This window comes from Streptomyces sp. NPDC048255 (genome assembly GCF_040652415.1).
Taxonomy (GTDB): Bacteria; Actinomycetota; Actinomycetes; order Streptomycetales; family Streptomycetaceae; genus Streptomyces.
In genome coordinates this window covers 64536-88041 of sequence record NZ_JBEZMA010000009.1, presented here as the reverse complement: position 1 = coordinate 88041, position 23506 = coordinate 64536, and the positions used below count along the sequence as shown (strand labels likewise).

The 23506-nt window shown below is 73.4% G+C and carries 17 protein-coding genes and 1 pseudogene; 8 read left to right on the top strand and 10 right to left on the bottom strand.

Going from position 1 to position 23506, the window contains the following annotated elements:
* The first annotated feature begins 57 nt into the window (after positions 1-57).
* Positions 58-408, top strand: coding sequence for a VOC family protein (locus tag AB0D94_RS10725; RefSeq protein WP_362048856.1), 351 nt, complete (start codon positions 58-60; stop codon positions 406-408).
* Between the two features lie 44 nt (positions 409-452).
* Here the strand turns inward: AB0D94_RS10725 and AB0D94_RS10720 are convergent, their stop codons facing one another.
* Positions 453-2618, bottom strand: coding sequence for an FUSC family protein (locus AB0D94_RS10720; RefSeq protein WP_362048853.1), 2166 nt, complete (start codon positions 2616-2618; stop codon positions 453-455).
* 142 nt (positions 2619-2760) lie between these two features.
* Entirely contained in the window at positions 2761-3507 is a 747-nt protein-coding gene (locus AB0D94_RS10715) for a hypothetical protein (RefSeq protein ID WP_362048850.1), read from the bottom strand.
* 131 nt (positions 3508-3638) lie between these two features.
* Between AB0D94_RS10715 and AB0D94_RS10710 the strand changes: the two are divergent.
* Positions 3639-4572: pseudogene (locus tag AB0D94_RS10710) on the top strand (aminoglycoside phosphotransferase family protein).
* A gap of 112 nt (positions 4573-4684) precedes the next feature.
* Here AB0D94_RS10710 and AB0D94_RS10705 read toward each other — a convergent pair.
* Positions 4685-6571: an ATP-binding cassette domain-containing protein gene (locus AB0D94_RS10705; protein WP_362048847.1), complete on the bottom strand. Its 1887-nt coding sequence runs from the start codon at positions 6569-6571 to the stop codon at positions 4685-4687.
* A 457-nt stretch (positions 6572-7028) separates the two neighbouring features.
* Between AB0D94_RS10705 and AB0D94_RS10700 the strand changes: the two genes are divergently transcribed.
* Both AB0D94_RS10700 and AB0D94_RS10695 read left to right on the top strand, forming a co-directional pair.
* On the top strand, positions 7029-7232 hold the full coding sequence (locus tag AB0D94_RS10700) for a cold-shock protein (RefSeq protein WP_362048844.1): 204 nt from the start codon (positions 7029-7031) through the stop codon (positions 7230-7232).
* 215 nt (positions 7233-7447) lie between these two features.
* Complete coding sequence (locus AB0D94_RS10695; protein WP_362048841.1) at positions 7448-9070, top strand: hypothetical protein; 1623 nt, start codon at positions 7448-7450, stop codon at positions 9068-9070.
* Between the two features lie 74 nt (positions 9071-9144).
* On the opposite strand, the gene AB0D94_RS10690 is transcribed toward AB0D94_RS10695, so the two are convergent.
* The 3 genes from AB0D94_RS10690 to AB0D94_RS10680 form a co-directional block, all read right to left on the bottom strand.
* On the bottom strand, positions 9145-9984 hold the full coding sequence (locus AB0D94_RS10690) for a dienelactone hydrolase family protein (protein ID WP_362048838.1): 840 nt from the start codon (positions 9982-9984) through the stop codon (positions 9145-9147).
* A 69-nt stretch (positions 9985-10053) separates the two neighbouring features.
* Positions 10054-10689, bottom strand: coding sequence for a TetR/AcrR family transcriptional regulator (locus AB0D94_RS10685; RefSeq protein WP_362048835.1), 636 nt, complete (start codon positions 10687-10689; stop codon positions 10054-10056).
* 95 nt (positions 10690-10784) lie between these two features.
* On the bottom strand, positions 10785-12857 hold the full coding sequence (locus AB0D94_RS10680; protein ID WP_362048832.1) for a discoidin domain-containing protein: 2073 nt from the start codon (positions 12855-12857) through the stop codon (positions 10785-10787).
* Positions 12858-13105: 248 nt separating this feature from the next.
* On the opposite strand from AB0D94_RS10680, the gene AB0D94_RS10675 reads away from it, so the two are divergent.
* Both AB0D94_RS10675 and AB0D94_RS10670 read left to right on the top strand, forming a co-directional pair.
* Complete coding sequence (locus tag AB0D94_RS10675; protein ID WP_362048829.1) at positions 13106-13840, top strand: hypothetical protein; 735 nt, start codon at positions 13106-13108, stop codon at positions 13838-13840.
* Between the two features lie 120 nt (positions 13841-13960).
* Entirely contained in the window at positions 13961-14608 is a 648-nt protein-coding gene (locus AB0D94_RS10670; protein WP_362048826.1) for a TetR/AcrR family transcriptional regulator, read from the top strand.
* Positions 14609-14649: 41 nt separating this feature from the next.
* Here AB0D94_RS10670 and AB0D94_RS10665 read toward each other — a convergent pair whose 3' ends face one another.
* The 4 genes from AB0D94_RS10665 to AB0D94_RS10650 all read right to left on the bottom strand — a co-directional run bounded on the left by AB0D94_RS10665 (position 14650) and on the right by AB0D94_RS10650 (position 18469).
* On the bottom strand, positions 14650-15354 hold the full coding sequence (locus AB0D94_RS10665) for a hypothetical protein (protein WP_362048823.1): 705 nt from the start codon (positions 15352-15354) through the stop codon (positions 14650-14652).
* Positions 15355-15463: 109 nt separating this feature from the next.
* The gene (locus AB0D94_RS10660; protein ID WP_362048820.1) at positions 15464-15808 is read right to left on the bottom strand and encodes a VOC family protein; all 345 of its coding nucleotides are present in this window, start codon (positions 15806-15808) and stop codon (positions 15464-15466) included.
* A gap of 123 nt (positions 15809-15931) precedes the next feature.
* Complete coding sequence (locus tag AB0D94_RS10655; RefSeq protein ID WP_362048817.1) at positions 15932-17014, bottom strand: hypothetical protein; 1083 nt, start codon at positions 17012-17014, stop codon at positions 15932-15934.
* Positions 17015-17128: 114 nt separating this feature from the next.
* On the bottom strand, positions 17129-18469 hold the full coding sequence (locus tag AB0D94_RS10650) for a S28 family serine protease (RefSeq protein ID WP_362048813.1): 1341 nt from the start codon (positions 18467-18469) through the stop codon (positions 17129-17131).
* A 331-nt stretch (positions 18470-18800) separates the two neighbouring features.
* Here AB0D94_RS10650 and AB0D94_RS10645 point away from each other — a divergent pair, with 331 nt between their 5' ends.
* Together AB0D94_RS10645 and AB0D94_RS10640 are read left to right on the top strand one after the other, a co-directional pair.
* Complete coding sequence (locus AB0D94_RS10645) at positions 18801-19742, top strand: NAD-dependent epimerase/dehydratase family protein (protein WP_362048810.1); 942 nt, start codon at positions 18801-18803, stop codon at positions 19740-19742.
* A 14-nt stretch (positions 19743-19756) separates the two neighbouring features.
* Positions 19757-23476, top strand: a complete 3720-nt coding sequence (locus AB0D94_RS10640; RefSeq protein ID WP_362048807.1) for an aminotransferase class I/II-fold pyridoxal phosphate-dependent enzyme — start codon at positions 19757-19759, stop codon at positions 23474-23476.
* Positions 23477-23506: the final 30 nt, after the last annotated feature.

The window sequence follows — 23506 nt, the reverse complement described above, 5'->3', positions numbered from 1 at the left end:
CGCCGGGCACCGGCGTGGGGCGGAAGGGACGGCGGCTGCGCGGACTAGGCTCCGCGCATGGCGCTGGAATGGGAACAGACCGTCGTGGACGCCCGGGACCCGGCCGCCCTCGGCCGGTGGTGGGCACAGGCCCTGGGATGGGCCGTCGTGAACGACTCACCGGAGGAGTACGAGGTCAGGCCCGAGCCCAAGAGGCTGCCCGGCTTGGTCTTCGTCCCCGTGCCGGACGCCAGGACGGTCAAGAACCGCCTTCACCTGGACTTCCGCCCCGACGACCAGGAGGCGGAGGTCCAGCGCCTGTTGGAGCACGGTGCCCGCCGCGCCGACATCGGCCAGGGAGATGACGTGACCTGGGTCGTCCTCGCCGACCCCGAGGGCAACGAGTTCTGCGTCCTGGCCTCCCGCTGACACGGCCGGCGGCTCCCCGCACCGGCGTCGGTCCTGCCCCCCGGTCAGGCCTTGTCGGCCCGGACCGGGGGGCCGGGGGTGGCCATGCGCTCGACGTCGGTGGTGAGCGAGTCGAGCCAGGCGACGGCGGCGAAGAACCGCGGTGAGCCGAACCCCGGTACGGGGCCGGGCCGGTCGGCGGGCCCGGCCCGGTCCGCCGGTTCCCCCGCTTCGGCCGGTGCCGCCGGTTCCTCCGGTTCCGCCCGCCCCGCCGGTTCGGCCGGCGTCGCCCTCTCCGCCCGGTCCGCCGCCCCGCGCAGCCGGGTGGCCACCCCGGCCCCGTAGGCCCGTAGCCACGCCCCGTCCTCCTCGCCGGGGGCCGGACCTCCCCGGCCGAGGAGCCGCCGCGAACCCCACAGCACGTGATGGCCGGTCATCATGGCCGCCTGCCAGTCCGACGCGGCGCCGACGGGCGCCCGGGGCTCGCTCTGGAACTGCGCGAACGCGGACTCCGCCAGCGACAGCGCGTGCTGGAGCGGCCGGTCGTCGGGGGCGCTGCCCGGTCCGCCCGCCGCCACCGCGGCCGTAGTGCTCTCGACCGTGCCGGCGGCCCGCCCGAGCAGCAGTGCGACCGCCCGGTGCAGCTCCTCGTGCGCACCCCGGGGCCAGGCGAGCAGCCCGAACACGACGCCGATCAGGCTGCCGATGACCACGTCCAGGACCCGCACCTCGGCCAGCCGCCAGGTCACCGGGGCCAGCTGCGCGAAGGCGAAGGACACCACCACCGTGAACATGCCCTGCGCCCAGCCCACGCCCCGCACCGGCCCCACCCGGAACGCGACGAGCATGACGACCGGCAGCGCGACGGCGTAGACGGTGGTGTGCCCGCCGACCAGGGCGAGGGCCACGGCGGCCACCAGGGCGCCCAGCAGGGTGCCGGTGAGCGCCTGACGTACGCTCACCCGGGTCTGCGAGGCGGTGGTCCGGGTCAGGGAGAGGACGGCCAGCATGGCCCAGAAGCCGTGGGGCAGCGAGTCCACGCCCGCGACCGCACGGGCGGCCGCGAGCGCGAGGCTGATCCGGACGGCGTTCTGGAAGTGCACCGAACGCGGCCCGGCGTGTGCTGCCAGCCGGTGCCACCACAGCCGGGGCGCGCGCTGCCCGGCGTACCAGAAACGGCCGGGGTCGGTCTCGGCCGAGGCCCGTGCGGCGCGGCCCAGTACCGCGAGCCGGGCCGCCGTGGAGAAGGCCAGGGCCGCGTCCGCCACCTCCAGCAGCGCCGCCCGGCGCCGGCCCCACGCGGCGGTCGACGGATGGCTGTCCGCCGCCGCGGCCGCCTCCCGTACGCGCCGCAGGGCGCCGGCCGCGTCGCCGGCCCCGGGGCCGGCTCCGCCGAGCAGGGCAGCGGTCTCGGCGGCGGCCCCGCGCAGCTCGGGCAGCACCTCCGGCCCCTGCTCCGGTGGCGGATCGCCCGGCGGCGCGGCGGGCAGGATCACCAGCCGGGCGAGGAGCGTACGGGCGGCCAGACCCGCGTGGGCGAGCGCCCGGTCCCGCAGGCCGGGCCCGGCGGGACGTTCGGCCTCGCCGACCCGGAAGGGCCGCAGGGCCTCGCCGGCCGCCCGGGCGGCCGCGGCCGAGGCGGCGGACAGTGTGTACGGCGGCCGGCCGAGCTCGTCCGCGCAGCGGGCGGCGGTGCCGGCGGCCTCGGAGGCCAGCCGCCGGTAGGAGGGGCCGGGCCGCTCGGGCAGCAGGAACGCCTCGGCGAGGACCAGCAGCACCAGCCCGAGGGTCGCCCCCGCGAGGCGTTCGAGGAGGGTGTCGGGCGCGTAGGGCGGGAAGCACGGCAGGATGTAGAGCAGTTGCAGCCCGGGAGCCGCGCCCGCGGCCCGGGGCCCGGCGGCCGCCACGAAGGCCAGGACGAAGCCGATCACCAGCATCCCCGCCACGGCGCTCCAGGTCCGTACGGCGAGGTAGGTGCCGGCCGTCAGCAGGACCCAGACCGCTGGCGCCGTCCTGACGATGACGGCCGCCCGCTGGGGCCCGGTGCCGGGGATGTGGGAGAGGGCCGCCATCGAGACGGCCGAGAACAGGGCGTAGGTCGCCGCCACCGGCCGGTCCAGCCCGTACAGGCACACGAAGAACCCGGCACACGCGGCGAGAGTGGTGCGGAGCGCGCGCCGGGCCGCGACCGAGGGGCCGCGGCCGGCGCCGCCGTCACGTTCGGCGCCCATGTCCCCATGATCGGACCGTTCGAGGGAAGCCACCACCTACTGACCGATAACTCAGTCAGCCCGGCGGCCGGTGCGCGGCGGCCGGTGCGCGGCAGCCTGTGCGCGGCGGCCTGTCGTGCCGCGCCCCGGCGCGTCTACGGGGTCAGCTCTTGTCCCACACCACGACGTCGAAGGTGCCCTGGGTGTCGGACGCCTGCCCGGACGTCTCCTTGGCCGTCAGCCGGGCGACTCTGCCCTCGTCGGTCTTGGCGCACACGGTCATGCCCGTCTTCAGGGGCATGTCCTTGCCCGTGGCCTGGGTGTCGACCACGGCCGCGCAGTCGGCGTAGGAGGGGACCTTCTTGCTGTCCGCCCACAGCATCGCCTTCGCCCCGCGCTCGGGGCGCAGCCTGCGGTCGCCGAACTCGAAGACGCTGAAGTCGTTGTCGGCGTTGATCTCGGACCGTACCGGCGGCGTGGAGTCCAGGTCCTTGTCCTCGGTGTACGTGATGACCAGCGAACCCTCCCACCGCACCGTCCCGGCCGCCTTCGCCGCAGGGGCCGACGCGGACGGACTCGCAGCCGACGGAGTGCTCGGACCGCTCGGACTGTCCGCAGCGGCCGGAGCCGCGGCCGAGGGGGAGGACGAGGGCGAGGGCGAGGGCGAGGCCGGGGGCACCTGTGCCACCGGCGGCTTGTTGTCGGCTCCGGTCTTGCCGGGGACCAGCAAGTACGCCCCGAACACCGTGATCACCGCGGCCGCCAGGGTCGCGCCGGCCCCGATCCAGGCCCCCCGGTGGGACGAGCCACCTCCGGGGGCGGGGGCCGGGGCGGCCGCGGGCGGGCCGGCCTGCCAGCTTCCCGAAGGCGGCGCCTGCCAGCCGTACCCGGGCTCCTGCTCTCTGCTCACTGCTACTCGTCCCCCTGTGTGTGGATCTTGACCCAGGTAGGTTACTCCCGCCCGGTACCCGGGAGTTCGCAGGCCCCTACACCTAACTGCCGTGGTGGAGCCGAAGCCGACAGCCCCTCTAGGCTGCCCCGGTGATCAGGATTCCGGAGGCGTTCGCGCGGAGCACCGTCGAGCGGGAAGGAACGCCCGGTGCGGCGTGGCTCGCCGAGCTGCCCGGGATCGTGTACGAGTTGCTGGGGCGCTGGGAGTGCGTGCCGGACGGGGACGTCATGCACGGCGGCGTCGGCGTGATCGTCCCGGTACGACGGCGGGCCGAGGGCGCCGCCGTACTCAAGGTGTCCTTCCCGCACCCCGGCAACGTCCACGAGCCGGACGCGCTGGAGGCGTGGGGCGGGCGCGGAGCCGTCGGCCTGCACGAGCGGGACGACGCGCGCTTCGCGATGCTGCTGGAGCGGGTGCGGCCGTCGGCCCTCGTGGAGGTCGAGGACGGCGACGAGGTGGCGACCGTCGCCGGGCGGATCAGCCGCCGCCTGGCCGTCCCCGCGCCGCCCGGCCTGCCGCGGCTGCGTGAGCGGGCGGAGCTCTGGGAGGAGGAACTGCGCAAGGACGCCGGGCAGCTGACGCACCGGCTGCCCGCCCACGTGGTCGACGCCGCGGTGGCGACCGTACGCGAACTGGGCCGCGTACAGCCGGACACCCTCATCCACGGCGACCTGCACGCCAGGAACATCCTGCGCGCCGATCGCGAGCCCTGGCTGGCCGTCCCCCAAGGGGTACGCGGGCGACCCCGCCTACGACGGGGGCACCCTGCTCAAGTCCCGCGCGCTGGCACTCCTCGCGGCCGACGACCTGCGCAAGGCGGTCCACCGCACGCTGGACGCCTTCACCGAGGCGGCGGAACTCGATCGCGAACGCGCGCGGCGGTGGGCCCAGTTCCATGCCGTCCAGGCCGCCTTCTGGGGCCGTCGCCACGGGTTCCGGGTCGCCCGAGGCGGACCGCGCCTGGACCGGATCACCGCATTCACCGATCACCTCTCCGAGTTGCTCACCGAAGGCCTTCGCTGATGGTGGGGAGACGCGGAGACGCGGAGCACGCGCCGGCCCGGCCGTGGTGCTCCGCATCACCCCGCGCGGTCAGGAGGTCAGGAAGTCGGCCGGTCAGGGGGCCACGGGGTGGTCACCGGTCCTGCGCGAGCTCGTACAGCTCCCGGAACTGGCCGCCCGGCACGGCCACGAGCTGGTCGAAGGAACCCTGCTCCACGATCCGGCCGCCGTCGAGGACGACGATGCGGTCGGCCAGGCGGCAGTTCTCCATCCGGTGCGTGACGATCACCGTGATGCGGTCCTCCTTCATGTCCCGCAGCCCCGAGAAGACCTTGTGCTCCCCGCGCGGGTCCATCGCGCTCGTCGGCTCGTCCATGACCAGCAGGCCCGGCTTCCGGTGGAAGGCCCGTCCGCAGGCCAGACGCTGCCACTGGCCGCCGGAGGGCTCGTGGCCTCCCCAGACCGCACGGGCGAGCAGCGTGTCCAGGCCGTCCGGGAACTCCTCGACGGCCGTGCGCATGCCGACGGCGTCCAGGGCCTCCCAGACGGCCTCCTCGCCGCGCGGGCCGGGCTGGCCGAGGGTGATGTTCTCCCGCGCGGAGAACGGCCAGTAGCCGTAGCTCTGCGTCACCAGGCCGACGTGCCGCCACGCCGTGCGCTGGTCGGCGTCGGAGGTCGGGACGCCGTCCCAGGAGACGGTGCCCGCCGTCGGGGCCGTCAGCGAGGTCAGCAGCCGGATCAGGGTCGACTTCCCGGCGCCGTTCTCCCCGACGACGGCGACGACCTCGCCCCGGGACAGGGTGAGGGAGAGCGGCCCGAGCGCGGGCGTGTCCTTGCCCGGGTAGGTGTACGCGGCCTCCTCCAGCCGGATCTTCTCCGGCGCAGTGTCCATCACCTGGGGGCCGCGCGGCCCGGACTGCTCGGCGGCCTCCTTGACGAAGCCGGCGTAGTCGCCGAGGTACAGCGCGTGCTGGAACATCGCCGCCCCGTACACGACGAGCGAACTGAGGGCCGCCGTCGACGTCCGCATGGCGACGATCGCCGTGCCGGCCGCGGCCAGCGCCATGTACCCGCCGATGACCAGTCCGGCGAGCGCCCCGTAGGTGGCGACGACGAAGGCGCCCGAAGCGGTCGCGGCGATGAGGTGCACGGTCAGGTAGCGGGGCGCCGAACTGACCATCTTGGAGTCGATGCCCTCGCACACGGCCGCGTACCAGTGGTGGGCGTACGGCCGCATGCTGTTGCCGCGCAGCTCGTCCGCCAGCTTCGGCGTGGTCAGGTGCCAGCGCATCATGTGCTTGATGTTGCGGGCGGCGATCGTCTGGTTGTGCAGGGTGTAGTCGAGGCGGGCGGCGTAGACCGACCCGAGGCCCCGGGGGATCACCGACAGCAGGAGCAGCGGCAGCAGCGCCGGGTGCACGACGGTGAGCACCGACGCGACGGCGACCATGTCGATGAGGCCGCTGGTGAAGCCCAGGGCGTCCTGCAGGAGCATGGCGGAGCGGGCGGATCCGGTCTCGGCGGCCTCGGAGCGCTCGGTGAAGTCGGGGGCGTCGTAGGCGGCGAGCTCCACGTCCATGTGCGCGTCGACCATCGCGAGGTCGGCGAGGGTGGCCATCTTGGGAGTCAGGCGGCGCGCCGCGCTCCCCGAGGCGATGGAGGACAGGGCGCCGAGGGCGGTCATCGCGGCGGCGAGGAGCAACGGCCCGGAAGCGGCCGAGATGCGCTCCTCGACCCCGCCGCCGTTCAGCAGCGGGACCATCGCGCGGGCGACCGCGGCCAGCGCCGCGGCCGTACAGATCCCGCCAAGGACCTGGGCGGTGACCAGTACGGCGAACGCGTGACGGTTGACCGCGAGCGCGAGGCGGGCCGTCTGCGCGAGGGCCGAGGGGACGCGCCGGGCCATCTGCCCGAGCGACATGGACTCCATGGTCCGGTTGTGCTGGCCCCAGGTGTACGTGAACTCCGGCGGGGCGGGCGTTGCGGCGGGTTCCGCCGTGTCGTCCTGCTTCTGGGACACGCTGCTGCTCCTTCAACTGAGCTGGTACGGAGGCCAGTTCGGCCCACCCCGGGGCATGGCGGAGAAGCCCGGCTCCACGGTGTGCGGAGGGGGCGGTTCGCGGGGTGAGGGAACTGGAGGGAGTGAGTACAGCGCAGGCCGGCTACCGGAGCAGCCGGATCTGGCCGACCTTTCGGCGCCGGCGGCCGTGGCCTGTCCGCGGCTCGTGTCCGGCGGTGGCCGCAGGGACGGGCCGACGGGACGGCGAGGTTGGCTGGAACCGGCCGGTGGGGCGGCTCGGCTGCCGGAAAGGGCTTGCGGACGCCAACCACCGGTTTCCGGACGGGAGTAGGGACGAGATCCGTCCAGGGGGTGTAACGGGCCCGGAGTCCGGGGAGGAGTGGATCGGGCGCCCCTGACGGGGGTGCCGGTGCGGTCCGGATCCGGGCCGCGCACCGACTTGAGCAGAGGGACCGGTATGGCCAACGGCACCGTGAAGTGGTTCAACTCCGAGAAGGGCTTCGGCTTCATCGCCCAGGCCGGGGGCGGACCGGACGTCTTCGCCCATTACTCGAACATCTCCGGCAACGGATACCGCGAGCTGGTGGAGGGCGAGACGGTGTCGTTCGACATCACGCAGGGCCAGAAGGGCCCGCAGGCGGAGAACATCGTCCGCGGCTGACCGTACCGCCCCGCCGCGATTCCTGTCCGACGGCGCCCGCAGCTGTGCGCGGGCGCCGTCGGCATGCCCGGACCCACCGAAAGGGGGACCGGAGCCGGACGCGGGACCGGAGGCGCGGCCGAGCCCGGAGTCGGAGCCGGGGCCGGTCCGATCGCGGGTGGATCTTGTAGGGTGCGGGAGCCGGCCGGGGGAGGGGCGGCGGAACGGGGGAGACCGTGGCGTCCACACCGGAAGAGCAGCGGCCGGCGCAGCCGCAGCCGCAGCCGCAGCCGCAGCCGCAGCCGCAGCCGCAGCCGCAGCCGCAGTCGCGAGGCCGGTCGGCCGGGGAGCTGACGTCCTCCGAGCGGATGACGGTGCGCTTCCACCTCACCTGTCTGGCCACGCTGGTCCCGTACCACCAGCGCCCAGCCGCCCTGGAAGCCTGGCTCGCCCTCGATCCCGGCCTCTTCATCACGGGCCTCGGCCCGCCCACCCCCGTCTCGGACACCGTCGTGCACGTGGGCGGCATCCGGCTGCGGGCCGCGCTCGCACGCACGACCAGCGGCGGGGACATCCAGCAGGCCCTGCTCGCGCTGGACGTCCCGGAGATCGACGCGGCACTGCGGGACAACCTCCGGCTGACCTACGAGACGACGTGCCTGCTCCGGCTGCGGGACCCCGCCGCCACCGCGGCCGGCCGCGCGTACGGCGAGGACCACCACCGGCGCGCCCTGCTGTCGGCCGACCCGGAACTCGCGGCGGCGGCCCTCCTCGACCCGCGCGGGAAGATCCGGCCGACCGCACGCGCGGCCGCCTGGGCCACCGTACGCGCGGCCGGCGGAACGGCCCGGGTACGCCGACTGGCGGCAGCCCTGGCCGAGCGCGACGGGCAGGCCCACGCCGACCGAGCGTCGGGCGGCCGGGCCGCGGACGAGCCAGCCGCGGGCGACCGCCCCGGAGGCGAGCGAGCCGCCGCCGGTCGAGCCGCCGCCGGCCCAGCCGCGGCCGACAGGGCCCTCGCCGGCCGCGCCGGAGAGGACCCGGTCGGCGCCGACGTGGTCGCGGCCTGCGCCGAGGCCGATACCGAGCCGTTCCTCGACGCGGTGAGCGAACGCTGGCTCGGCACCGGCGCCCTGCTGCGCCGCCTGCGGGCCGCGCACCGCGCCGATCACCGGCCCTGGCGCGCCGGGCAGGCCATGCGGTCGATCCTCAAGGAGCCGTACCGGATCGACTGGGGTCTGATCGCCGCCGCCCGCCTCGGCTGCAGGCTGCCGCGAACGGCGGCGGAACTGCTGCGCGCGCGTCCCGACTGCCCGCCCGAGGTGGGCGCCGTCCTGCGGACCGGAAGGCCCGCCCGTCCGGGCCGTCCGCTGCCGCCGCCCGTACCCGGACCGGCGGCTCCACAGCCGTACGGGGCGACCCGTACCCGCTGGGTGCCCGAGTGGGCGCCGCCCGGCGACACCGGCCCGCTCGGGGACACCGCCGAGTCGGCGCGGCACACCCTGCGGACCCGTCCCGTCGCGTACGACGCCCGTACCGACCCGGACGCCGTGACCCTCGGCCACCTCGGCGCGGCGATCGAGCGCGGGCAGCTGTCGGCGCGCGAGGCGGTCCCGCTCGTGCGCCCGGCGAGCGTGCTGACCTCCTGGGTCGGCCAGACGTCCGGGTGGGCGGACGTCTCCCGCGCGGCCTGGAGCGGTCGCGCGGCCCTCCACGTGGAGACCGCGGCCCTGCTGGCCCGCTGGGCCTGCGGCCATGTTCCCGCTGAGCGGTGGGCCGCGCTCTACCCGCTACTGCGGCACCATCCCGGAACGCTGCCCGAACTCCTCGCCGAGGTGACGGCGGCACACCCCGGCTGACCCCCCGGCAGCCGCCGCGGCCCGTGAAGGCCCGTGAAGGCCCGTGGTACGGACGGCGGCAGCGCCGCCGCGCGTCAGGAGGCCGGGCGGGGACTGTCCGCCAGGAGCCGGGTGCGGAACAGGTCGAGCACGGCGTCCAGCGCCTGGCGTGTGGGCTGCCCGGGTTCGTCCACGAGATGTTCGGTCAGGACGGAGTGCGGGGGGAGGACGCTGTCGGGGTTCGCCGCGCTGTCGTCGAGCTCGACGGCGACGAACGCGTCGCCGAGTTCGCGCCGCAGGTACGCGAACCGGTCCCCGGGCACCAGCCGGTCACCCCTGAACCGCAGCCCCATCACCTGGAGCCCCTCGCGCTCGCAGCGCAGGCGGACGGCCGCGAGCTCCCCGGGGCTGATGTCGATCCCGCCCGCACGGCTCCGGGTGCAGGCCAGCGGCAGCGAGGGCTGGGACAGCACCGGGGCGAGGAGGCGCTCGTCCGTGGCCATCGCCAGGGCGAAGCCGCCCGTCAGGCACATGCCGACGGCGCCGACCCCGGGGCCGCCGCAGCGCTCGTGCTCGGCGGCGGCCAGGGCGCGCAGCCAGCGCACGACCCGCGAACTGCGGCCCGTGGCCAGCAGGGTGAACTCGCGGCTCACGCACACCTGCCACAGCGAGGACGCGGTGTAGCGGGCGGCACTCGGCCAGCCGCGCGCGGCGGGATCCGCGTCCCGCCCGGGGGTGCCGAAGAGCACCGGGAGCACGGCCGTGCATCCGGCGGCCGCCACGTGCCCGGCGAACTCCAGGATCTTGGGGGTGATGCCCGGGATCTCCGCCAGCACGACCACCGCGGGTCCCGTGCCCCGGCGCAGTACCCGGCGGGTCGCGCCGTCGTGGGTGAAGGTGCTCTGCGTGAAGCCGGTCAGGTCGTGGTCCGCCATGCGCCTGTTCCCCCTGTCGGGTCGACTCTCCTGGGCAACGGTAAGTTACCGGCTCGTAAGGCCGGTTGGTCAATCGCTGCCGTCCACAGCCGCCCAGGACGTCGCCGCCGGGGTCTCGCCGACGAGGCCGGCGACCTGGTCGGTGATCGCGTCGAGGAGGTCCGGCGAGGCCGCGTCCGGGCCCAGGACGAGCAGGCTCAGGGTCAGCCCGTCGGTCATGGCCGCCAGGTAGCGGGCCAGCGCGGGCACGGGTATCCGCAGTTCGAAGTCCATGCTGTGGCAGAGGTGTTCGACGAGCTCGGTGTACGTGTCGGCGTACAGCTCGTACTGCCGCCGGGCCAGGTGCTCGAAACCCGGCTGGCGCAAGGCGTACTGGGTGAGTTCGTAGGTGAGCATGTGCTCGCCCGGGTGGGCCGACACGTGGTCCCAGTACGCCTGGAAGCCCGCCCGGACGGTTTCGCGGAGGGTGGCCTTCGGCTGGATGGCCTCCTTCACCACGGCGACGTAGTGATCGGTGATCGTCGTGATGACCGACTCCAGCAGGGCCTGCTTGGAGTCGAAGCAGTAGTGGAAGACGCTCAGCGACACCCCCGCCTCGGCGGCGATCGACCGGGTGGTCGTCCGGGCGACGCCGTCGCGGGTCATCGCGCGGATCGCGGCCTCGGTCAGCTGGCGGCGCCGGTCGGCCGACGGCATCCGTGCCATGGTGGTTCCTTTCGCTTGCAGGCCGCCGGGGCCGGCCGGATCAGGAGCTGATCCGGCCGGCCCCGGCACGGCCTTGGTCGTGCACCGCGCCGCTGTCAGCTGCTGTAGACGCCGACCTCGTGGAGCGAGTAGCCCCACTGGGTCGCCCGCTGGAGCCCCTGGACGCGGACGTAGCGGGCCGACACCCCGGAGAAGCGTGCCGTGTCCAGACCGCCGTCGCCGGCGGTGGTGGACCAGACGGTCTGCCAGTTGGTGTCGTCCGTGGAGACCTCGATGCGGTACGCCTTCCCGTACGCCTGCTCCCAGTCGAGGGTGATGCGCCCGATCCGGTTCGCGGAACCGAGGTCGATGCGCAGCCACTGGTTGTCGTTCCACTCGCTGGCCCAGCGGGAGCCCGTGTCGCCGTCCACGGCGCGGCCCGGTGAGTAGTCCACGAACGGGTTCCACCACTGCGCGGTCGAAGCCGAGGCGGGGGAGCCCGACGCGAGGTTCACCCCGGACTTGTGCCGCTCGGAGTTCCCCCAGGTGGTCAGGTAGGACTCGGCGCCCTTGAACAGGTCGTCCACCACGCCCTGTCCGCCGACCAGCCGGACGTCCTCGATCCAGTCGGGGACCAGACCGTAGTGCGAGGCGCCGTCGGTGTTGAGGTCCCAGGTGCGCTGGCCGGTGGTCTGCTTGTCGATGACGGAGCCGCCGTCGGTGCTGCGGAAGGGATAGCGCACCGGGTTCGGGGTGTCCGCCCCGCGCGGCCCGGGCCAGCCGCCGACCCCGTTCATGTCGGTGCCGTAGCCGTAACCGACGTTGTATTTGTCGCGCAGCGCGTCCGTCCGCTTCGCCTCCGCGCTGAACGCCTCGGCGCCGCTCATGTACTGGGCGATGAAGCCGCCGAGCTTGTAGACCCGCTCCGTCCAGTCCAGGTCCATCCAGCTGTGCGAGGAGATCACGCCCGGGTAGGACTCGGACTCCAGGATGTCGAAGGCCCGGCCCGCGGCCTTGACGCTCATGTGGTCGATCTCCAGCATCATCTTGCGTTTCATCATGCCGCGCACCGCGTACTCACCGAGGTCCGTGAGTCCGCGCGTGTTGCACTGGGCGTCCGCGGCGTACGAGGGGACCGTGACACCCGGGGGGAGTTCCTTCTGGGCCGAGGGCGCGGCCGCCAGCCCGATGGGGTTGTCGTGCTGCGGGCCGGCGCACTTCTCCGTCTTCCAGAAGGTGCCGGTCGACAGGAACTGGCCCACGTTGATCGCCGTACCGAGGGCGCCCTGGTCGAAGCGGACCCCGCACAGGGCGTTGTCGAACTTGTGGCACAGGAACATGCTGCGCACGCCGAGGCGGTGCAGCTCGTCCAGGCCGCGGTCGATGTCCTCCTTGCTGCACTGCGCGACGTCCAGGATCTGCTTGCAGCCGAACGGCTCCGAGGTCTCGACGCCCAGGACGACGGCGAGTTTGCCCTGCTCGATGACGTCGCGGGCCTGCGCGGAGTCGGTGACGATCCGGAACCAGCCCTTGCCCGGGCCGCCGTACATCTTGTCGACGAAGGCCTGCATGTCGTAGGTCTTCTGCGCCTCCAGGCGGATGGCGGTCATCTCGTCACAGCTGCGGTCCTTGAAGAAGTAGACCGAGCAGATCACGCCGTTGGTGACGAGATCGTTGACGAGGACCCGCTGGCCGCCGCGCCAGGCCCGTTCGACCCAGGCGTAGTAGTTCTGCTGGTGGGTCAGGGAGTCGTGGGCGGGCCAGTCCTTGAAGGTCGGCCAGCCGTCGGGGTCGTGCTTGCCGTCGCCGCCCTTGGTGATGAAGTCGAAGATCGCGAGGCTGCCGTCGGGGTAGTGCTCGGGGCAGTCCTTGAGCGCGTCGGCGATGCCCTGGTCGGAGAACGGCTTGCCGCAGATCAGACGACCGCCGAAGCCCTCGTTGGACATCAGGTGGTCGTGCGCGTCGACGAAGCCGCGCACCTTGCCCTGGGCGTCGGTCCCCTTGAAGGGCTCGCCCGTGACGTTGATCTGGGAGTCGGGCGCGGGCCGTGCGACCGGGTTCCACCAGCCGGGGTCCGCCGAGGAGCTGGTCGCGGGGCCGAGTACCGAGGCCACCACGGCGAGGAGCAGCGCCAGGACCCCGAGGGGTCGGCGCCGGTTCCTTTGGTGCGGGTGTCCAGTCATGGTCATCACTCACGTCTCAGGTCGCGGGACGGCACATGGGTTGTCATGGCCCGCCCAAATGTTGGGACGAGAATCGCGATCGCGGCGCACAGAGTCAAGAGTCCGGGACGGATGACCTGATGACACGTCAGGATGCAACGATGTCCCCAACGATCCAATGGGCCGCGCCGGTTGGGTGCCTGCGGGGACGTCCGGCTGACACCATGGCGCCTGGGATCCTGAGCCACATTCCCCACCACAGGAGCGGAGCGCGCATGCACCACCGATTACGAGGGCCAGCCCTCGCCGTACTCGCCGGGGCGCTGCTCGCGACCGCGGGCTGCTCGGAAGGGTCGCCCGCCGCATCCCCGTCCGGCTCGCCCGCGCCCGCGTCGGCCACCCCCTCGCCGAGCGCGGCCACGGTGTCGGCGCCGCCCAGCACGCCTGCCACGTCCGCCCCCGCCCCCGCTCCGACCGTGGCGGCCCCGAGCTACGACTGCGTGGACACCGGAGCCATGGCGCCCGAGAAGCTGGCCGCCTACCTGGTCCGGCTGAAGAGCAGTAGCGGCTCCTACGGCAGCAAGGCCCTGAAGATCGACGGTGACGGGCTGAAATTCGAGCCCGACCCGTCGGAGCGCCCGTGCGGCGCGGTCGAGTTGACGCTCAGCCGGTACTGGGTGGACCTCACCCCCGGCGGGGTGTCCTCCGGCGTGCCCGGGTCGTCCCGGGACCAGGAGTTCCGGTACGCCCTCATGGACCGGCCCGCCCTCTCGCTCGGTCCGCAGGACGGCATCGTCGAGGGCAGCGTGCCGCCCGGCTCGCTGAGCTGCCGGGGTTCGCTGTCGGTGGTCCACGTCGGCCCGGAGATCGCAGAGGACGACCTGCCGTACGACCTGCAGATGCCGACCTCCTTCTCGGCCGCGGGCCGTGGCGCGATGGACGTGACGGTCAAGTCCGACCGCGCCCTCGCCGCGACCTTCGTCCCGCCGTCCGCCCCGCAGGGCTGCTGAGAAGAGCCGCTCTCACTTGCATACGTACATGTATGTAAGATCTGCGGGAGCCGGCCGGATCGGACTGCCCCGGCGGACCGGCGCCGGGGGCAGGACCCGACCAGCTGATCGGAGCAGGGCATGAGTGACCGGGGACCGGAGCGGATGACCCAGGCCGGCCGCCGCCTGCGTACGCGCACCGCGCTGCTCGAATCCGCCGCCCGGGGCCTGTCCCGGTACGGCTACGGCAACCTCGTGCTGGAGCAGGTGGCCAAGGACGCCGGATACACGCGCGGGGCGCTCTACCACCAGTTCAAGGACAAGCAGGACCTGACCCTGGCCGTGATGGAGTGGGTCCTGGAGACCTGGGACCAGGAGGTGGGCACGTTCGTCGCGCAGGAGGCGGATCCGGTCGCGGCGCTGCTCACCCTCGCCCGCGGTCACGCCGTCTTCTGCCGGCGCGACATCGCGCGGGTGGCGATCGCGCTGCGGCTGGAGTTCTCCGGCCAGGACCATCCGGTGGGGCGCTCGGTCGAGGAGAGCTACGAGACGCTCACCGTGCTCTGCCTGGGCCTGATCGAGGCAGGACGCGCGGAGGGGACGATTCCGTCCGGACCGCCGGCCAGGGCTCTGGCACTCGCCTTCGTGGGTGCACTCGAAGGGACCGTGATCGCGCTGGCCGGGCAGCCGGGGGACGACGAACTGCTCGCGGCGCGCGCCGTCACCGGCGTACTCGGACTCGATCCCGGCGCCGCCGCACGCGGTCTGCCGGGGAGCCCCACACCATGAAACGCGCGAACACCGCGCAGCCCGCCCGGCCCTGGCGCATCTCAGGAGATGGCGTACCACTGGCTGGCCCAGCCGGTGTTGATGGTGCTCGTGGACTGGTCCGCGAGGTTCACCGTGGCCGGGAGGGAGGTCTGCCCGGTCAGGAGGGTGCTGTAGCGGAGGTTCGGCGGCGTCAGACCGGCGTTGACCGAGATGCCCGCCCCCGTGGACTTCAGGGTGAGGGCGTTGGTGGCCCAGTTGCCGTTGAGCAGCAGGGCGATGAAGTAGGTCCCGGGGGCGGCGGTGAAGGGCTTGGCGAGGGCCAGCGGCTTGGCGATCGGGTCGATCATCAGCTGGGGCGAGATGTCCGGGGTGGAGGCGACCAGGGTGCCGTTCGCGTCGTACACGCCGAGGTAGCAGTTGGCCAGCTGGGCGTTCGGGTCGAGGCCGGCCAGGCCCAGCCAGATGTTCGACCAGGTGATCTGCTCGCGCAGGACGATCCGTACGAGGGTGACGCGCCCGCCCACCCCGGCCGCCGACTGGGCGGTGACGTGCCCGGCGTCATTGGGGTCGCCGGTCCACGCCAGCAGGTTCTGGTCCTGTGGCCGGGGTCCGTCGAAGCCGGGCGCGCCGCCCTGTACGGGGGTCGGGGCCTGGGTCACCGCCCCGCGCGGGCTGCCGCCCGGCGACGTACAGCCGGCCAGGACGAGCAGCGCGGCGAGCGCGGCAGCGAGGCCGGTCGTGACGGTGGTGGTGCGGGTGCGCATGGTCCCCCCATGAAGTGCGGATGTGCTGAGGGGACATGGTCACACGGGCTGCCGCGGGCTCGTACACCGAGCCGCGGTCGGCGCCGTCGGGCCTGCCGGAGCCCGTGGTTCAAGCGCTGACGAAGCAGAACTCGTTGCCCTCCGGGTCCCGCATGGCCTGGAAGGAACCCTGGTCGTCGGTGACCGCTGCGCCGGCCGTGGTGGCTCCCAGCTGCACGGCCACGGTCGCCGCGGCCTCGATGTCGTCGACGGTGATGTCGAGATGGAGCCGGTTCTTCACCGCCTTGTGCTCGGGCACCGGCTGGAAGGCGAGCCTTGGGAACCCGGGCGGCTCGACGTGCGACCAGTCGCGGGCGCGGTCGACCGGTTCCCCACCGAGCAGTTGAGCCCAGAACCGGACGAGGGCCTTCGGCTCATGGCAGTCCACGACGATCTGGTGCAGGTGCGTACGCATGGGCAGGAGCCTACGACGGCCACGTCCGCCCGGGGGAGTGCCTCTCAGGGCTGCCAGCGGTTTGCCTCGCCCGTCCGCGCGGAGCAGAGGGGGCCGCGGCCGGCGGGAGTGCGCTGACTCCCGCTACCGAGGCGGCCTCGGCCTCCGGCGGGCTGCGCGGCGCCGGCCTGCCAGGAGCGCCGCTGCCAGGACCGTGACGGCGGCGGCCGCGAGCGTTCCCGGCCGGGACCACAACGGCTCGCCCGGCCGAGCGGCGGGCGGCGCCGAGACGGCGCCGGTGACCTGGAGTTCGATCGGCCGCACATTGTCCGTGGGGTCCGGGTCGCCCGGCGGCACGGGCACCGAGATCGTGCCGCGCGCGCCCTCGACCCTCCGGTCGATGCGCAGCCGCAGTATGGTCCGGTCGCCGCCCGCGTGACAGGTCACCGTGCGGGCGGTGCGCTGCGTGACACCGCAGTAGGTTTCCTCCGAGGGATGCTCCCCGACTTTCCGCGGGGCGAGGGAGGTCCCCTCCGGCAGTTCGATCCGCACCGTCGAGGGCGGGAGGGGGAAGCCCTCCGTCTGGCGGCCGAACGGGATCTCCTGCTCCACGTACCCGCCCGCCTCTCCGCGCAGGACGAGGGACCGGACGGGGATGCGCCAGCCGGGGTGCACCGCCGGATCCCGTGTCTGGTACTCCATGGTTCCCACTTCGCCTCCGGTCAGGGTGGCGGCGTCCACGGGCCGCAGGCCGAGGCGCGCTCCGGTTCCCTTCGGGAAGTTCCCCAACGATGCCTCCGTCGGACGGCCGGGGCTCCCGTGCGCCCACAGCTGGTAGGTGTAGGTGCCTCTGACCCGGCAGCACTCCTCGTTGACGGCCTGGAACGGTGCGTCGGTCTCGTATCCCTGCCCCGGTACGAGAGGTCCGGGGAACCTGCAGTAGGCCTCGGTCGCGCGGGGCGCGTACGAGCAGTTGCTGAACTCCGCCGGGAGCGTCGGTGACTGGTACTCGCCCACATGGAAGTCGTCTACGGAGAGCAGGAGCCAGACATCGCCCGGGGCGGCCGGCCCGGTGTTCACGAACGCCGGGGTCACCGGGGCGGGTGCGCCTCGGCCGGAATCGGGCAGATCCATGACGTTCTCGTGCGCGCGCACCCGGAACCCCGGCGCGTCGAGGGTGTCGGCCTGCGCGGGGGTGGACAGGCCGAGCAGCACGGTCAGTGTCACCAGCGCGGAGCACAACACGGCTCCCGCTCGCCCAGCCACTCTCCTGAACAACACCGTGCTCCCTTTCCCTCCCGGCTGAGACCACGAGAGTCTGCCAGGTGGCGCGCAACCGGCCTACGGGGCCGATCCGGAGACGGTCGCCCTCGTCTGCCCGGCCCAGCGGTGCAGCGTGGCGACGGCCTCCTCGGCCTCGTCCGGGGTCAGGTTGGTGATGGATATGTGGTGGTTGGCATCCAGCACGTTGAAGAGGTAGGAGTCGCGGGTGCCCTTGCCGAGGCGGAACGGTTCCGCGACCGCCACGTCGTTCTCGCCGTTGACGAACATCAGCGAGTGGCCGTGGTGGCGCACCCAGCGGTCCACGTCCGCCATCGCGGCCGGCTGGAACCTCAAGGGGATGTCCTTCGGCACGTACGAGCGGATCTCCTGGATGCCCGGATGGCGCAGCAGGCCCTCCAGGTGCGGGGCGGTGACCTGCGCGTACCCGAGCTGGGTGCCCAGTTGGTAGAAGTAGGGGGTGAAGGCTCCGAGGGTCTGGTCGGTGTAGACGGGGAACTGCGTGACCCTGGCGATCCAGGCGTAGAGCTCGTCGTCCGTGGCTCCGGCGCCGGGAACGGACCCGCAGGCTCCCGCGGGCTGGTGCATCCAGAACATCATCGGAAGGCGCAGCACGGCGAGCTCGAATGCGCGGTCGGCGCTGCCGATGATCTGGAAGGTCCTCTTCTCACCCGCGGCCCACTGCGCGTACCGCGCTGTCAGCGCCTCGCGCCGTTTCAGCGCCTCGCGCTGGGCGGACTTGATCGCCTCGCGGCACTCGGCGGTGCCGACCTGCTCCAGGCGGGTGTCGTAGGCGGTGTCCTCCTGGTCGTCTGTGTTGTTGGGGGCCGAGTAGGCGACCGTGCCCGCGACGTCCTCCGGATAGAAACGGCGGTGGTAGACGGCCGCCATGCCGCCCTTGCTGCCTCCGGTGGAGATCCACGCGCCTCGGTACACGCTCTTCAGGGCGGTGACGAGGCGGTGGTGGTCGCTCGCCGCCTGCCAGATGGTGAGCTGGGACCAGTCCGGGTCAGCCGGCCGGGAGGTGCCGAAGAAGCGCTGCTCGGTGGTGATCTGATTGGCGTCCAGCAGCTTGGCCGGCTCGGTCAGCCGGTCCGGGGAGGTGCCGAGGTCGTAGCCGCTGGAGTAGAGCACCATGGGGCCCTGGACCGACTTGTGCACCAGCGTCAGCCGCTGCTCGAAGGAGCCCCGGCCCGGATGGCGGTGGTCATCGGGCTGGCGGTAGGCGAGGTCGAGCACGGTCTGCCCCGGCGCAGCCGGCCGTTCGCCGAGGAGGCGCATTCCGGGGACGGCGGCGATCCGGTCACGGATCTCGCCGCCCGACGGCTGGGCAGCGGCCGAAGGGGACAGGGCGGTTGCGGTCAGCACCGTCATCAGGACCAGGGTGAGAAGGCGTTTCATCGGATTCCTCATGCCTTCCAGACAACGGCAGTCGCCGAGGCGGGGGATCCCCCGCGCGGGGGTGGCGTCTCCCCCTCATGGGGGGTGGACAACAGCCGATGCCTGCCCAGTTGTCATGATCGCGCGGTCACACTCCCAGTTGTCCCCCCATTTGCTCTTCCTTCCCATTGGTTCACCATTGCGTTGCGCGGGCGCCACGCGAGCCGGCGGCGGCACGGGAGGCTGTCCGGAATATGCAGGTGTGGCTGAGAATTGACGGCCCATCGGAGGTGGGTGGTGTGAGGAGCCTGCTGCCGTGTGCAGTTTGCACAGCCTCACGTAGTGTTTGCTCGTGAGTTTCTACGTAGTGATGGGATTCGGGCCCGCCGGGGCGACCACCGCTCGACTGCTGGTCGAACAGGGGCATTCGGTACGGGTAGTGACCAAGTCGGGCCGCAGTCCGGAGCCCGGCATCGAGCACGTCGCGCTGGACGCGACGGACAGCACGCGGCTGACCGAGGCGGTGCGGGGCGCGGCCGCCGTCTTCAGCTGCGCCGCACCGCCCTACCCCCGCTGGGTGGGCGAATGGCCGCCGCTGGCCTCGTCGCTCTGCACGGCGGCCGAGGCGACCGGGGCCGTCCTGGTCATGCTGGGCAACCTCTACGGCTACGGCCCCGTGGACGGCCCCATGACCGAGGGGCTGCCGCTCGCCGCCACCTCCGTCAAGGGGCGGGTGCGCGCCGAGGTGTGGGAGCAGGCGCGGAACCTCCACGAGCAGGGGCGCATCAAGGCGGTCGAGGTACGGGCCTCGGACTTCTTCGGGCCCGGAGTGACCGACGGCGGGCACCTGGCCGGACGGGTCATGCCCCGGCTGCTGCGCGGCAAGCCGGTCTCCACCCTCGGCGACCCGGACGCCCCGCACAGCTGGAGCTACCTCCCCGACGTGGCCAGGGCCCTGATCGAGGTCGCGGGCCAGGAACGGGCCTGGGGGCGGGCCTGGCACGTCCCGACGGAGCCCGCGCTGTCCGTGCGGCAGATGGTCGACCGCCTCGCCGCCCAGGCGGGAACGGCGCCGGTCGCGGTACGCGGGCTGCCCCCGGCCGTACTCGGCGTCGCGTCGCTGGTCTCGCCGCTGCTCCGCGAACTCAAGGAGATCCGCTACCAGTTCGACCGCCCCTTCGTGGTCGACTCGAGCGCGTACGAAGCCGAGTTCGCGGTACGGGCCACCCCCGTCGACGAGCAGGTCAAGGCGACGGTGGACTGGTGGCGCGAGCGACTGACCACCAGCGGATGACACCGGTGACAACGATGGCAACGGTGACAACGGAGGGACACACAGTGGGTTCAGCGGAAGTCCGGCGCGCCGACGACGTCGCCATCGTCGGAATGGCCTGCCGGTTTCCGGGCGCGCGGAACGTCAACCAGTACTGGCGGCTCCTCACCGACCCGCGGGCGCAGTTCTCCACCGTCCCGGACTCGCGCTGGCGCGCCGCGGCCTTCCTCAGCGACGACTTCCGCGACGGCTCCTCGACCTACACGGACACCATGGCGCTGCTGCCGGAGGTGGGCCACTTCGACGCGGCCCACTACGGCATCCCGCCCCGGCGCGCCAAGTCGATGGACCCTCAGCACCGGATGCTGATCGACCTCGCCCGTGAAGCGCTCCAGGACGCCGGGTGGGAGACGGAGGGCTTCGACCGCGAGGAGACCTCGGTGATCACCTCGCTCACCGAGAGCGGCTACCGCGAACTCAGCACCATGCAGATCCGGATGCGCCAGCTGGCCGGCGGTGAGTTCGGGGCGCGGGTGAGCGACCCCCGCTGGCCGTCGGCCGTCCGCGCCGTCGACGGGCTGCACGGCACGTCCGTGGCCGGGCTCCTGCTCAACATGGGCCCCAACACCGTCAGTTCGGTCTTCGATCTGCACGGCGAGAGCTACGCGCTGGACTCCGCGTGCTCCGGCGGGCTCATGGCCGTCGCCAACGCCGTGCACGCCCTGCGCGCGGGCCGGACCCGTATCGCGCTCGCGGGCGGCGCCCAGCTGATCCTCGCCCCCGACCTGCTGGTGGGGCTGAGCCGGATCGGCGCCGTGTCGCGCAGCGGCAGATGCCTCCCCTTCGGCGCGGAGGCCGACGGCTTCGTCCTCGGAGAGGGCGGCGGAGTCCTGGTCCTGCGCCCCCTGGCCGATGCGCTGGCGGCCGGTGACCGGGTCTACGCGGTGATCCGCGGCGTGGGCACGGCCAACGACGGGACCGTGCAGGGCGGGATGAACCCCCAGGCGGCCGGGCAGCTGCGAGCGCTGCGCCGGGCCTACCGCGACGCAGTCCTGGCCCCGGACTCGGTGGGCTTCCTGGAGGCGCACGGCACCGGGACGCGCGTCGGCGATCCCGTAGAGGTCGGGGTCCTGCGCGAACTGCGCGGTGAACGGGCCGAACCCGCCTACCTCGGCGCGGTCAAGGCCGTGGTGGGGCACTCGCTCAACGCCGCGGGGATAGCCGGGCTCATCAAGGCCACCCTGGCCGTGCACCGGGGAGTGATACCGCCCCAGCCGCCCTTCGAACTGGGCGACCGTGCCGGGCTCGACGCCGCCCGCCTGACGATCCCCACGACGGCGACCCCGTGGCCGGGCTCCGCCGACTCCGGGGAACCGCGCCGGGCCGGGGTGAGCGCCTTCGGCTTCGGCGGCACCGGCGTCCACATGATCGTGGAGGAGTGCGCCACGGCACCGGCCGCGCCCCCGGCGCCGTACGGGGAACCGCACCTCCTGGTGCTCAGCGCCCGCGACCGGAGCGGCCTGGCCCGCTACGCCCGGGAACTGGCGCACACCATCGACGCCGACCGGCCGCCGCTGGCCGCGGTGGCGGACACCCTGGCCCGCCGGACCCCCTTCGCGGAGCGTTTGGCCGTGGTGGCGGGGGACGCAGCCGATGCCGTCGCCCAGCTGACGGCCGCGGCCGGGGCCGTGGCGGCGGGCCGTACCGGGGAACTCGGGCCTGGGCTGGCGGCCGGTACGGTGCCGCCGGGCGAGCTGCCGGAGGTCGCCGTTCCGGCGCCGGACTCGCTGCCGGCCGGGGCACGTACGGCCGAGTTGTCCCGGCTCGCGCTGCGCGCGGTCACCGGACCGGGGCTGCGTCCGGTGACGCGGCGGACGCCCCCGCTCACTCTGCCGCCCAGTCCGCTCGCCCCGCGCCACCACTGGGTGGTGGACGAGTCGGCCCGCGAGGTCACGGACGAGGCCGGGCCGGTGATGGACGCCCTCGAAGCGGCGCCGGAGTCGGCGCGCGACGTGGCGGCCGAGGCTGAGGCCGCTTCCGAAGCTGCGCCGGTTCCGGCAGCCGCGAACGGCGCGGTCGCTGAGGCCCGGGCAGCCGGAGCCGCGTCCGCCGAGGCCGTGGTGGCCGGAGCAGCGGTCGCCGAGACCAAGGCCACCGGAGCCGTGGTGGCTGGAGTCGCGGTCGCCGAAGCCGAGGTGGCCGGAGCCGTGGGCGCGGGAGCCGCGCTCGCCGGTGGCGCGCTCGCCGCGTCCGTGGTGTTCGAGGCCGTCTCGCGGACCGGGGTCTTCCCCCTCTCCGACCTGAGCGGGCGGCTGGCCCTGACGACCGACCTCGGCTTCGACTCCCTGATGCTCCAGGAGCTGGAGGTCGCCATAGCCAAGCGGGCGCCGGGCTTCACCACCGAAGAGATGTTCGGGCCGGGCCTCACCATCGACCGGCTGATCACGCTGGTCGGCCCGCACCTCTCCGAGCAGCCGCAGCCTGCCTCCTATGAGCCGCCGCCCCGGCAGCCGGTGGCGGACCCGGTTGCCGGGCCGCAGTGGGGCGCCGCCACCGCGAGCGTCGACGACTTCCCGGAAGTGCGCCAGTTCGAGGAGCGGCTGAGCGCGGTCGTCGGCAGCGGCGCGGACTTCCCGTACTTCCGCGTCCACCAGGGCAACATCCGCGACACGACCGTGATCGGCGACCGGGCGTACCTGTCCTTCGGCAGCTACAACTACCTGGGCCTCTCCGGCCATCCGGCGGTCAGCGAGGCCGCGCGCCAGGCGGTGGACCGGTACGGGACCTCGGTCTCCGCGAGCCGGATGCTCTCCGGCGAACGGGAACTGACGGTACGGCTGGAGCGGGCGCTCGCCGAGTTCCTCGGTGTCGGGGACTGCCTGGCCCTGGTGAGCGGCCACGCGACCAACGTCACGGCGATCGGGCACCTCGTGGGACCGGGCGACCTGGTCGTGCACGACGCCCTCGCCCACGACAGCATCCTCCAGGGCTGCGCCCTGTCCGGGGCGGCGCGGCGCCCGTTCGCCCACAACGACACGGGACAGCTGGAGCACATGCTGCGGGTCAACCGCTCCCGCTTCCGGCGGGTACTGATCGCCGTAGAGGGCGCTTACAGCATGGACGGCGACCTCGTCGACCTGCCCGCCGTGATCGAGCTGAAGAATCGTTACGGCGCCCTGCTGATGGTCGACGAGGCGCACAGCATCGGCACGGTGGGCGAACACGGCCGGGGCGTAGGGGAATTCTTCGGCGTCGACCGGTCCGGCGTGGACCTGTGGATGGGCACGCTCTCCAAGGCCTTCGCCAGCTGCGGCGGCTACCTGGGCGGCTCCGCCCGGATGGTGCGGTGGCTGCGGCACACCCTGCCCGGCTTCGTCTACAGCGTCGGCCTGACCCCGGCCAACGCGGCCGCGGCCCTGGCCGCGACCGAGCTGATCCTCGCGGAACCGCACCGGGTCCGTACGCTGCGCCGGAACGCGGAGCTCTTCCTCGAACTGGCCGCCTCGGCCGGTCTGGCGACGGGCTCCAGCGCCCACAGCCCGATCGTGCCGTGCGTCCTCGGCGACTCGGGGCGCACCCTGCGCGTCGCGGACCGGCTCTTCGACCGTGGCGTCATCGCCGACCCGATCTTCCACCCGGCCGTGGAGGAGGGGCTCGCGAGGCTGCGGTTCTTCATCACCAGCGATCACGCCGAGGACGACATCCGCCGGGCCGTGTCCATCCTTGCCGAGGAGGTGGCGGCCGCCGGGGGATGAGCACCGCAAGCCGGGACGTGCACCGCACGT